This window comes from Lacipirellula sp., assembly GCF_965279485.1.
GTDB lineage: Bacteria > Planctomycetota > Planctomycetia > Pirellulales > Lacipirellulaceae > Lacipirellula.
Genome location: NZ_CBDIIC010000002.1, coordinates 2,464,477 through 2,477,272, shown reverse-complemented (window position 1 = coordinate 2,477,272; position 12,796 = coordinate 2,464,477). Strand labels below are relative to the sequence as shown.

Here is a 12,796-nt window from a genome sequence, read left to right as displayed (position 1 = left end):
CGCCCCTCACCTAACCTCTCCCCGCGGGGGAGAGGGGGCCTAGCGTGCAATCGTCGCTTCGAGATCCTTGCTCAGCGTCGGCGCCCCCGCGTTTACCACCGGCCCCGCTTGGCCGCGGTCGTGGCGGCTCCACCAGACTTCGGCTTGCTCGATCGACCACTCCGCTGCGGCCGGCGAGCGGGCCAAGCGTTGCGCGAGATCGCGGGCCGTTTGCGGCCGCTTCGATCGCGACTTCTCCAGGCATGCGAGAATCGCCTCTTCCAACTCCACCGGCACCGGCTGCCCCAGCCGTACCGAGGGCGCGACCGGCTGCTCGTTCATGTGCTTGTCGCACAGTTCAACGACCGACGTCGCTTCGAACACCGTGCGGCCCGTTAGCAAGAAGTAGCCGACGGCTCCGACGGCGTAGATGTCGCTACAGCCATCGACGGAACTAGGCATCTGAATCGCTTCGGGCGACATGTAGAGGGGCGTCCCCGCCATCGCGCGGTCGTCGCCGTCGCGCTGTTCTTCGCGGGCTTTCACGAGACCGAAGTCGAGCACCTTCACCACGTCCGACTCGCCGCCGCGGCGGGTGAGGAACAGATTCGCCGGCTTGACGTCGCGATGAACGAGTCCCTTCGAGTGCGCTTCGTAAAGCGACCCACACATTTGCCGCATCAGGTGGATCACTCGACCGGCAGGTTGCGGGCCGTAGCGCTCGACCAGCGTCTGCAGATCGATCCCTTCGAGGTACTCCATCGCGTAGTAGAAGACCCCTTCGGGCGTGCGGCCGAAGTCGAAGATTTGCACCGTGTTGGGGTGCGTCAACTGGCTGGTGATTTGCACCTCGCGCTCGAAGCGAGCGACCGATTGATCGGTGACGATTGCGGCGTCGAGCAGCTTGATCGCCGTTGGCCGTCGGAGCATCGCGTGATGGCCCTTGTAGACGACGCCCATCGCGCCGGCGCCGAGCTTCTGTTCCAGCTTGTATTGGCCGAGTTGCTTCGCTTCGACGGCCGCCTCGCGAGCCTCACGCTGCAGGCGGGCGACGCGAAGCGTGAATAGGAATATCGCGATGGAACTAAGCATCAACAGGCCGAGCAGGCCCCAGAACGTTCGCTTGAGAATGTAGAGCGGGCCATAGGCTTCGCTCATGTCGACCTCGGTGGCGAGGCCGAAGTTGTACTTATCAAGCCATGTCCAGGCCGCGACCGACGGGACGCCGCGATAGTCGTTGTGGCCCTCGAGATCGATGCCGCTCTTGCCGGCGGCGGCTGCGGCGACGACCGCGGTCGGCGGCATTTCCGAGCGGCGAATCTTCGGCCGGAAGCCGGAAGTGAGGTCGCCGCCGGGGTCGCGCACCAGCACGGTGAGAATCGAGTGGGCGTCGGGTTGATCAGGCAGGACGCCGAGCAAGATCAGCTCGTCGTCGAACCGGCTGTTGGAGAGCATCAGCCCGTCTTTGTTGAAGGCGTAGGTTTCGCCTGACTCGTTGATGCGTCCTAGCTGCAACAACTGCGTGAAGTCGCGTTCGGGTTGAATGCGCAGGCCTAGCGCCGCGATAACTTGGAAGTTTTCGTCACGGACCGGGGCGCTGACGATCATCGTGGGGACGCCGGTGCGGCGCGTGCCGTCCGCTTCGCGGAGCGCGGAGACACTGGGGTAGGGGGCCGAGACGCTGCCGACGCCATCGAGCGCTTTGTCGACGAACTGCTGCATGCCGGCCGGGGCGCCGATGCCGACGAGCTCGGGTTCCGACGCAGCCTGCGTTTTTCGGTCGCGATCAACGAGGACGTAACCGATGTAGTGGTGGGAGTTCATCGCCGGGCCGAGGCTGTCGGCGAGTTGTTCGCGGAGCTTGGCAATTGCGGCTTCGTTGGTTGCTTCGCCGTTGGGTTTGAGAGAGGTCAGCAACTCGTCGACGATGCGGCGCGTTTGCGCGTTGTTCGCCATTGCTTCGGCATTGCGCTCCTGCGTCGCCATCCAGCGCTCGATCATCGAGCGTTCGACTTTCAGCAGCGTCTGCAAACTCGAATGCAGATTGGCCTTCATCGTCGATTCGATCGCATGATGAACGGCAAAGCCGAGCGTCGACAACAGCACGATGGCGATGATCGGCCACAGCCAAAGCTGTTTCTTAAGGAAGAGCCGCGTGCTGGTGAGCGTGTGCGAAACACTGCGGGCGGCCCAGGTCATGTGAGCGGCGGGGGCACGGCTGCTGCCGTGGTGAGTGCTGCGGCGGAAGCGGTCGAGGAGGCTCATCGGCGAAGAAGAAGGCTTTGGTGAATCGGTGTCGGAAAGCGGTATGGCATATTAGTCCCTGGCTCCGCCAGGGGGTTGCGCGGCGTCAGGGCACGTCACGCGGTGTGGAGGCTCACCCCCGGGCGGAGCCCGAGGCTAGGAGGGCGGCCACGCAGCCTCTTGGGGAGGAATTCTGCAGTAAAATCGAGTATAGTCACCCGATTGGCCCGGTGGTTGGCCCGTTGATTTCCCGAGGCGCTCGTTATGCAGGATTCTGAACAGTCGAGCCGCCCCGAATTCGCGAAGCCCGGGACCTTCTACCTAGGCCGGGACTACGACGTCGGCCTCAGTCAGGCGGGCGAAACGCCACTGCTGTACGACAGCCAGAACCTCACCACCCACGCCGTTTGCGTCGGCATGACCGGCAGCGGCAAGACGGGCCTGTGCATCTCGTTGCTGGAAGAGGCGGCCCTCAACGGCATCCCGGCGATTTGCATCGACCCGAAGGGGGATCTCGGCAATCTGCTGCTCGCGTTCCCGGAGTTGCGGTCGGACGATTTCCAGCCGTGGGTTGATTCCTCGGTCGCCAGTCGCAAGGGGGTTTCGACAGAGGAACTGGCCCGGCAGACGGCGGAACTCTGGAAGTCCGGGCTCGCCAAGTGGGACGAAGATGGGAATCGCATCCAGCGATACGTCGATCGCGTCGATCGGGCGATTTACACGCCCGGTTCGAGTGCGGGGTTGCCGCTGACGGTGTTGAAATCGTTCGACGCGCCGCCGCAAGCGGTGCTCGATGACGCCGATGCGCTAAATGATCGGATTCAGGGGGCTGCGTCGGGGTTGCTCGCGCTGCTCGGGATCACTGCGGATGCGGTGACGAGCCGCGAGCATATTTTGCTATCGAACGTCTTAGGCCAAGCGTGGCGTGACGGCCGTTCGCTCGATCTCGCCGGTCTGATTCACGAGATCCAGCAGCCACCGTTCAAACGGGTCGGCGTCGTCGATCTCGATACGTTCTTCCCGGCGAAGGATCGCCTTGAGTTCGGCATGCGGCTGAACAACCTGCTCGCGTCGCCGTCGTTCGCCAGTTGGCTCGACGGCGAATCGCTCGATGTGCAGCGGTTGCTCTACACGGCAGAGAACAAGCCGCGGCTGTCGATCATCTCGATTGCCCATCTCACTGACGCCGAGCGAATGTTCTTTGTGACGATCTTGCTGAACGAAGTGATCGCGTGGATGCGTTCGCAACCGGGCACGAGCAGTCTGCGGGCGATCCTCTACATGGACGAAGTCTTCGGCTTCTTCCCGCCGACGGCCAACCCGCCGGCGAAGCGGCCGATGCTCACCCTGCTCAAGCAGGCCCGCGCGTATGGCTTGGGCTGCGTGCTCGCGACGCAGAATCCGGTCGATCTCGACTACAAAGGCCTTTCGAACGCCGGCACCTGGTTCCTCGGCCGACTGCAGACGGAGCGTGATAAGGCTCGCGTGATCGAGGGACTGGAAGGCGCCTCGGCCGAAGCTGGTGCGACGTTCAATCGCAAAGAGATGGAAGCGACGCTCGCCGCGCTCGACAACCGCGTGTTCGTTATGAACAACGTCCACGCCAGCGGGCCGCAGGTGTTCCAAACGCGGTGGGCGCTCTCGTACCTTGCGGGCCCCCTCACGCGATCGCAAATCAGCACGCTGATGGCCGATCGCAAACGCTCGGCGGGCGCCGCTTCAGCGGCCCCGTCTGCAGCGCCCACGACGTCGCCCTCGACTCAAGCCTCTGCCGAGTCTCCCGCACCCGCCCCCCAACGCCGCACGCTTAACTCCGCCGCAAGTAGTCGTCCAGTCCTTTCCGCCGACATCACGCAACGCTTCTGGCCGCTCGACGACAGCGTGAAACCAGCGGTTGGCGAGCGACTTACCTATCGGCCCGGGATGTTCGCCGTCGGGCGGCTCCATTTCATTCGGGCAAGTGACGGAGTCGACGTGTGGCGTGACTTTGCCGCGCTGCAGCCGGTGCATGGCGAACTCCCGCAGCCGCTGTGGGAAACGTCGCAGATCATGGCTGAACGGCCGACGCTGCTCGACGAACCAGAGCCAAGCGCCGCGTTCGGCGATTTGCCGGGCGAGATGGCGGTCGAGCGGAACTATCGTCGCTGGGACGACGACCTAAAGAATCATGTCTACCAATCGGAACGGCTCACGCTGTGGGAGTGCGCGGAGTTTGACGCCCGTTCGTTGCCAAACGAATCGGACGACGCATTTCGGCAACGATTGCTGCCGGAGGTGATCAAGCGAGTTGAGAAAGAGGTCGACGAGGCCGAATCGGCGGTGATTGAGACGCGGTGGTGGTTCTTCAGCTTCGCATCGCAGGCGATTGCGCGCGGGGCGGAAATCATCCTAGTCCGCGTCTTCGGCGGTCGCAGTCGCAAGCAACTGGTCACCGCGTCGCTCTGGAGCCAAATGTCGAAGGACCGGCAGAAGAATGCGGAGGCGAAGTCCCGCCTCCGTGAGAAGGAACGCGACCTCGAACGCCTCAAGCGGCTCATGGCGCCGCCCGGCGAGGAAGTCGACGCCGACGCCGAACCGTTGCATGAACTGAAGCTAACCAAGATCGAAGTCCCCCCGCGGAAGGGAGACATAGAAGTGCAACCGGTGGCGCTGATGTGGCTGCCGTGGTGGATCGGCGACGACGGTGCGGCGCGCACGGCTTACTGAGAGAATACGAACCGCACATTACTTGGCGCCCTTGGCGGTTCAAATTGAATTTGTCCCTTACTGATAAGACACGATATGAACGAACGCGAACGTTGGATTATTTACCCGCTGCTGTTCTTCGCCCTCGGCGCCGCGCTCCGTGACAAGTTCACGCATGAAGTGAAGACCGATCAACTTCGCGCCGGCAAGATCCTGTGCGAGGAGCTGGTCGTTTTCGATTCAGAGAAGCCCGACCGCGCGGTTGCCAAGCTAAGTTCCAACCCGCCGCTCAAGAACTCGCCGAATGCCGATCGCTACGGCGTGTTCGTGCTGATCGACAGCGAAGGGAAAGAGTTGTGCGGCGTGACGAACAATCAATTGCAAGTGAGTCGCATCGCTTGCAACGTCGTGTCGATCCTCGATCCTCAGAATCCCAATCGCGCCCTGGCGCTGCTGACGTCCGCTGCTGGCGCGAAGGCAGACGGCTCGGCGCGGCGGTTGGGAAGCCTGATCGTCACCGACAGCGATGGCGTCGAGCAGTTCGGCCTCGCTGACGACCAACTCCGTATGCGTCAAGTAGTTTGTGAAGGCGTGGCGGTCGTCAATCCGGGCAACCCCGCGGAAATTTTGGCCGGGTTGGGTTCGGTACCTGTAGAGGTCGAAGGCCAGGAAGGCGAAGAGAAAAAGGGGGGACGGATTGGCGTGCTGGAACTCAATCATCAAGCATTGATCAGCTTGCGCGGGAATCCCTCGGAACGGCCGTTGGAAAATCAGCCTCGTGAAAAATCGACGCCTGAACCGGACGGTTCGACCGATCAGAATAGCGACGCCGAGGAAACTCCGGCGAAAAGAAGTCCAGCTCCCCCAGCTGCTGAAACGCCCGAATCCTCGACGGAAATTAAGGATGAGAAAGCGTAGCGCCGAGCCGCGCGTTAAACGCTTACGATGATTCGAGCGGTAGCGGGGGAGCGGGCCGATTCTTCGGAAAAGTCTGCGTTCCTGCCCAACGAGTGCGTTGCATTGGGGCTCCCCGCAACGCTACGTTAGTTGGGCACTTTTTGCCCGCGACAGAATCATCATCCGCTGCCTGCTGGCAAGGAGTACCTCATGCGGCCCGCGACTCATATGCTGCCTGCACTCTCCCGATCACGATTTCGGTACGACATTTTCTCTCTTCTTCGAGCGGTCATGCCAGCAGAAACGCCCACGCCGCGATCTGAGATGAGAAGCGTCGCCGAACTATTGCGCCGTCGTGCCGCCGAGCGTCCCGATCAATTGGCGTTCGCCTTCCTTGCCGAAGCGGGGTCGAGCGATGCCGATCAACGTGTTGAATGGACGTACGCAGAGCTTGATCGCCGCGCCCGTGCGGTGGCAGTTGAGCTCGGCCGCATCGCAGCGCCAGGCGACCGAGCGGTGTTGATCTTCCCCCCGGGACTTGATTTCATCGCCGCGTTCTTCGGTTGTCTCTACGCTGGCGTATTGCCCGTGCCGGCGACTTACCCGAAGCCGCGTCGTCCGTCGTCGCGACTCGATGCGATCGTCGCCGATTGCAAACCAACCGCCGCACTCACCACGAGCGAAACGCTCGGCCTGATGCAGCTCGACGAACAATCGCCGGCTGTGCGGACATTGGAGTGGATCGCCGTCGACCGTTGCCGTGATGCGGAATCGTTCAAGCAGTTGGTTCCCAGGACGCCAAGCGACGCCGCCTTCCTGCAATACACTTCCGGCAGCACTTCGCAGCCACGTGGCGTTGTGGTGACGCATGGCAATTTGCTCCACAACCTGGAGCTGATTCGCAATGGCTTTGGGTTGGCGACGGCGGAAGAGGCCCTAACGCCGCAGTCGGGCGTCTTCTGGCTACCTGCCTATCACGACATGGGACTGATCGGCGGGATCCTGACGCCGATGTATGTCGGCGGTGCGTCTTATTTCTTGGCGCCCGCGACCTTTCTACAACGGCCGATCACTTGGTTGGAAACGATCTCGAAGACTGGCGCTGCGATCAGCGGGGCGCCAAATTTCGCTTACGAGCTTTGTGCTCGCAAGATCACGACCGAGCAGTGTGCTGGGCTTGATCTCAGACGCTGGCAGCTTGCCTTCTGCGGCGCCGAGCCGATCGATTCGCGAGCGCTCGATGAATTTGCAGCCACATTTGGACCGCAAGGCTTCCGCACCGCGGCCTACTACCCTTGCTACGGCCTAGCTGAGGGAACGCTGATGGTGACCGGCGGCGGCGGGGCCAACGGGCCGCGCGTGCTTCATGCCGATCGGGCCCAGCTCGCGAAGCATCGTCTCGCTGCCGTCGCCGCGGGCGAGGCATCGCAGCCGCTGGTGAGTTGCGGCCGGCCGCTCGGCGATCAGCAGGTTCGCGTCGTTGACCCGCAAACGTTCGAACCGTGCCTCGAAGGGCACGTCGGCGAGATTTGGGTTAGCGGCGGCTCTGTTGCCAAGGGCTACTGGAACCACCCGGAAGAGTTATGGCAAACGTTCGGCGGCCGGTTGGCCGACGGCAGCGGGCCATTCCTGCGGACGGGCGATCTCGGCGCGTTCGATGGCGGCGAACTGTTCGTCACCGGTCGTGCGAAGGACGTCATCATCATTCGCGGTCGCAATCTCTATCCGCAGGATGTCGAGCGGACCGTCCAGCAGGCTCACGCCGCAATCGACCTCGGCGCCGCCTTCGCGGTGGAAGTCGACGGCCACGAGCAGCTTGTCGTTGTTCACCAAGTCCGTCGCGAGCATCGCCGCGACGACATGACGCCGGTGCTGCGAGCAATCCGTGCAGCAATCGTCGAAGAGCATGACGTCGATCCGTACCAAATTGTGCTCGTGCGACCGGGCGGCGTTCCGCTCACGTCGAGTGGTAAGATTCAACGGAGCCGCTGCCGCGAGTTGCTCTCTGCGAATGGTTTGGAGCAACTTGCCGCCTGGCAGCAGTCGCCCGCCGCAACGCCGGCGGACGAACTCGCCGAAACGGTAACGTTCCGCGCCGATGCCGCTGTTGCGGTAGGTGCTGACGGCCGTCCAGAATTTCTGCACCGGCTCGCGGAACTGACTCCGCCGGAGTTGGCCGAGCAGATTCAAACCTGGATGATGAATTGGCTCGAAGAGCGAGCCGAACCGGGCTCCGGCGAAATGTCGCCAACAGCGCCGTTCGCTGAGTCGGGGATGGATTCGCTTACCGCGCTGGAACTGAACGTCGAGTTCGAGAAGGTTCTCGGAGTTCGCCTGCCTCCGGCAGCGGCGTGGAGCTATCCGACGCCAGAATTGCTTTCTCGCTACCTCGCGGACGAGATGCTGGGAACAAGCTCGTTGACCGCGGCGGGCGGCAACGAAACCGACTCTTGGTTTGCTGCGATGGAAGCCGACGGCCGACAGAAGTAGCCTGCGCGCCGAAGCTCGCCTACTTCGTCGAGCTGTTTGTCGTCGCGGGCGTGACGTTGGCGTCGACGCTCGGCAGCAGGGCCAGCGGCTGCACGACCGAGGGCGCAACGGGCGCCGCGGGCAATTGCACCGGCGGTAGCGGCTCTGCACCAAATGGGAGCGTTGGCGCCGGAGTCGTCGGCGCCGTTTCCTCGGCAGGCGTCTTGATCGCTTCTTTCTCGACTGGGATCCCCAGGCCGAGCGGATTCGACTCCAGCGAATGCTGGTCGTAGGTTCCGCCGCCGACCACTGGCTGGCGAGCCGACGCGTAGTTCAGCACTCGTGGCCGGCCTCGCAAACGGTCGCGTTCGGCCGCATCGGCGTACGCCTTGTCGGGCCACCGCGATTCGGCCAGCACGACGCCGTCGTAATCGAGCAGCGTCCCCTTGGCGAAGTGGACGTTCTTGATGGCGATCGCATACTCGGCCATCGCCTGATAGTAGCTGCTTTCGGCTTCGGCCAAACGCCGTTGCGCTTCGAGCACGAAGTCGAGCGGCGCCTTGTCGGCATCGTACGCTGCTTCGACGGCGTCGAGTTGATGACGGGCCGCATCAAGCCGTCTGCCGGCTGTTTGCGTAACGACAACCGTGCGGTCGAACTCCGCCATCGCGTTCGCGGCGTCGTGGAGCACTAAATGCTCCTGCTCTCGCAGCACAGCGCGGGCGCGGGTGAGTTGCAGTTCAGCGTTGCGTGCCGCGGCGGCGCCTTGGCGGAAGCCAATCGGCACGTTCAACTCGAAGCCGACTTGCCATTCCTGGAAGTCGCCGCTTACTAGATCCATGTAGGCGTTGTCGAAGCGGTCGCGGCCGGTCGAATCGCTAGCCAGGAGATCATGGCCGAAGCCGCGCCACCGCTGCCGAGCGACGGCGTCGAGCCGCGGGAGCAGATAATTGCGGCTAGCAATCTGTTCGAGTTCAAACCGCCGCGTGACCCAGCGCTGACGGCGAAGTTCAGCGCGACGCACAAGCGATTCACGCGTGATTTCGGTCCAATCGAAGCGAATCGGCGCGCTCACCGGTTCGTCAGACGGGCGAATCAATCGGCCGTCGCTCGGCGGGAGGCCGACGAGCATCCGGAGCCGACGTTCGGCGACTTGGACGCCACCGCCGCCGCGGAACGTGCCGCCGCCGCTGCCGTTGTTCACGCTGGTGCCGCCAAGCAGTCGGCCAGCCAGGGCGTTCTCGACGTCCTCTTGGAAGCGGTAAAACTGTTCGCGAGCTTGCGCTTCCTTTTCCGCTTCGCCGCCCCGGCGACCGGAAACATACAACGCGTTGATCCGCCGCCACGTTTCGAGCGCCGCATCGCGGGCGGCGATCTTGGCGTCGAGATCGCGGTAGGCGAAGTAGAGATCCCAGTAAGCGTTTTCGACGTTGCTTAGCAGGTCGCGCACCGAGATTTCGAAATCGGTCAGTTCGACGTCGGTGTTGAGCCGCGCAACGAGCACGCCATTGTAGAGGCCGGGCGTATTGCTGGGGCCAGCGATGCGGTTGAACTCGACGCCGGCGCCTTGCAACAACGGCTGGCGAGCTTCGATTTCGAAGTTCGTGTTCCAAGCACTGGGGAACAGATTGCTGGGGGCGTTGTTCGCGTCGTAGTCGGTATAGTGCCGCGCGGCGAACTGCGTACCGGTGGCCGAACGTTTGGCAATCTGCGTCTGCTGCACGAGCAGGTCTTGGTTCAAGAGCCGCGTGCCGCCGCCGAAGAACTCGTTGTTCAGCGCGCGGTCGTTCTTCTCGCCGAAGACACTGCTGGTGAGCTGCGCGTCGAAGGCCGCGAGCGCCGCATCAACGCCGAACCGCGGGTTCGTTTCGACGACCGCGGGATTCCAGTACGTTTCGACAGTACCAGGCGACCGGAGGACCGTGCCACCGAGGTCGCGAATGACGTCCGATTGGGCGAGCGTGATCCGCACCGCCTCTTCGAGCGTCATGTTCCAGTATTCCATCTGCCCCAGCGAGGCGAGCGTCAGCGGCTGCACGGCCGCCCAATCTTGCTCGTTGTGGCTGCAGGGAGAGACCTCGGGGTACTCGATCTTTGTCGCCAGAGCCCGATAGCAGGTGTCGTCGACCGCCTTGAACGCCGCCTTCTCGCGCACGCGGCACCCCTCGGCCAGCACGAGGCTAGCGAGCAGCGACCATACGAAAGCGGGATGACGCGTCCAGCGCATGTGGCGATAAGCGATGAGCTATCGAGGCGCCAAGCGACCGCGGGTGGTCGAGAACTTGGAACCTCGAAGCAGTTTTTCGTCACGGTAGAACCGGTAGAGCTACGAATTTCGTTAGAACCCCGATCGCTTGCGCAATCTGCTTATTCTGCCGCACTGCGATCATGTTGCTGCCGAAATCGTTCCGCTGGCGCCGGCCCGCTGCGAGCGGGTTCTGCGCGAGGCTGCGTATACTGGACGGGATGTCTCCTCGTTCTCCACTCACCGACGCTGCCGATGCTAGCTGGCTTCAGCTCGAGGAACTGGTGGAGCGCCTGCACGCGGCGGCTCGCAGCGACGCGACGCCGCGGGAGTTTTACCGCCAGTTGCTGGCGGAAACATGCGCGGCAGTGAGAGCGACAGGCGGCGCTGGTTGGCGACGCGTGGCGCCAGAACGGCTTGAGGTCGTTGCAGAGCTACGATCCGAATCAGCGGGCGTGTTGCCCGACATCGCGTCGCGGCGTGACGCCGTGCTGCGAGCCTTCGCCGCTTCGTCGTTAGGGCCAACCATCGCGGGGGACGTCGCCGGTTTTGAATCAGTGATCGCGCCGATCGCCGACGCTGCAGGCGCCGGGGCGCCGGGCCATGGAGTGATCGGAGCGCTCGAGCTTTGGTTTCCGCCGAGCGATAGCTCGACGGTTGCGCAGGGGCGCCGCGAGTTGGCGGCGACGCTCGCCGCGATTGCCGCTGACTTTCATACGCTGGCCGAACTGCGTGAACGACGCGCGACCGCCGGGTTGCAGCAGCATGCCATCGACTTTTTGCGTCGTATCCAGCAGCCACGCGATCTGGAGGGGACGGCGTTTGCCGTCGCCAACGAGGCCCGGCGACTGCTGCAGTGCGATCGCGTGTCGCTACTACTGCGTCGCGGTGAAGGGTGGCGGCTAGTTTGCGTAAGTGGCGTCAGTCGTGCTGATCGGCAGAGCGAAATGGCTCGCCTCGCCGCTCGGCTCGCGGAAGACGTTGCCAATTGGGGCGAGCCGATTGTGCACGTCGCCGATCGGCTCGACGACGCTGATTTGCCGACGCGATTGGCGGCGACGCTGGCCGAGCATCTCGATCATTCGCACGCTCGCCAGTTGGCCGCGGCGCCGTTTTCTTTTGATGATTCGCACTTGCGTGACGAGCGAGTCGCCGGGCAGGGGGGCGAGCGCAGTTCGAATCGCTACGATCTAGTGCTCATCGCCGAGCGTTTTGATGGTGCGGCGGATGATGCGGTGCTGCGGCAACTCATCGAAATTGGCGAACTCGCGGCTCCCGCGGTTGCGAGGGCGGCGACGCTCGATCAGTTTCCGGTGCGGACGATGCTGGCGTGGTCGGATCGATTGGCGGCGCTCCGCGAACCCGTTCGCCGCCGCCGAGCGTTGTGGACTGCCGGCGGCGTGATCGCCGCGGTGCTCGCACTGATCTTCGTGCCGGCGACGCTGACGGTCGAGGCGCCCGCGACGCTCGCCGCGTCCGTCGAGCGCGAGATCTTCGCGACCGCGACTGGTTCCATCGTCGAAGTTCGCGTCACGCATGGCGATCGCGTGAAACAAGGCGACTTGTTGATTGTGCTCAGCGATCCGGAACTTGCCCTCAAGCTGCAACAAGTGCGGGGCGAGATCGCGGCCGCTCAAGAGCGGCTCGATGCGCTCGCTGTGACGCGAACTGACCGGACGCTCCGCGACCGTGAAACGGAAGATCGTCTGCCGCTCTCCGCCGAACAACGGCAACTCGAAGAACGGCTGGCCGGGCTGCAAATGCAACGGCAACTGCTTGAGGAGCGTCACGCGGCCCTCACGCTACGGAGCCCGATCGATGGCGAGATTCTCACCCCCGATGTGCAAACGCTGCTCGCGTCGCGACCTGTCGAGCGTGGCGAGGCGCTTCTCACCGTGGCCGACGCATCGACCGGTTGGTTCGTCAATGCCGAGGCGGCGCAACGCGATGTTGGCGAGATCCTGGCGGCGCAGCGCGCTGCGTCGGGCGATAACGCCGAGGTGACCGCGAGCGTGCGGCTCTCTGGCGATGTGGCACAAACTTATCCCGCTCATTTGATGGCCGTCAGCTCGGCTGCGCCGCTCGCTGCCAATGGCCTCGAAGACGCTGTGCCGCCGATGCAGGTGCGGCTCGCGCTCGACGGCGAACCGCCCGCCGAAGCTCGGCCCGGCATGGCGGCCGTGGTGCGGATCGATTGCGGCCGCCGCTCGATCGGCTACGTATGGCTGCACGACGTGTGGGCGACGGCGTACCGCTGGTTGACGTTCTAGAAACGAC

General features: G+C 63.7%; 6 protein-coding genes. 4 read left to right on the top strand and 2 right to left on the bottom strand.

The features are described from left to right. Window positions 1-39: 39 nt before the first annotated feature. The gene (locus tag ACQY7R_RS17560; RefSeq protein ID WP_428306870.1) at window positions 40-2,244 is read right to left on the bottom strand and encodes a serine/threonine protein kinase; all 2,205 of its coding nucleotides are present in this window, start codon (window positions 2,242-2,244) and stop codon (window positions 40-42) included. Window positions 2,245-2,487: 243 nt separating this feature from the next. Between ACQY7R_RS17560 and ACQY7R_RS17555 the strand changes: the two genes are divergently transcribed. From ACQY7R_RS17555 to ACQY7R_RS17545, 3 genes are all read left to right on the top strand, one after another. Next, window positions 2,488-4,929, top strand: a complete 2,442-nt coding sequence (locus tag ACQY7R_RS17555) for an ATP-binding protein (protein ID WP_428306869.1) — start codon at window positions 2,488-2,490, stop codon at window positions 4,927-4,929. Between the two features lie 75 nt (window positions 4,930-5,004). Continuing rightward, a complete protein-coding gene (locus ACQY7R_RS17550) occupies window positions 5,005-5,826 on the top strand; it encodes a hypothetical protein (protein WP_428306868.1) in 822 nt (273 codons plus the stop codon). Window positions 5,827-6,129: 303 nt separating this feature from the next. Continuing rightward, window positions 6,130-8,295, top strand: a complete 2,166-nt coding sequence (locus tag ACQY7R_RS17545) for an AMP-binding protein (RefSeq protein WP_428306867.1) — start codon at window positions 6,130-6,132, stop codon at window positions 8,293-8,295. A 19-nt stretch (window positions 8,296-8,314) separates the two neighbouring features. Here ACQY7R_RS17545 and ACQY7R_RS17540 read toward each other — a convergent pair whose 3' ends face one another. After that, entirely contained in the window at window positions 8,315-10,501 is a 2,187-nt protein-coding gene (locus ACQY7R_RS17540) for a TolC family protein (RefSeq protein WP_428306866.1), read from the bottom strand. A gap of 239 nt (window positions 10,502-10,740) precedes the next feature. Here ACQY7R_RS17540 and ACQY7R_RS17535 point away from each other — a divergent pair, with 239 nt between their 5' ends. Then, the gene (locus ACQY7R_RS17535) at window positions 10,741-12,789 is read left to right on the top strand and encodes an efflux RND transporter periplasmic adaptor subunit (RefSeq protein ID WP_428306865.1); all 2,049 of its coding nucleotides are present in this window, start codon (window positions 10,741-10,743) and stop codon (window positions 12,787-12,789) included. Window positions 12,790-12,796: the final 7 nt, after the last annotated feature.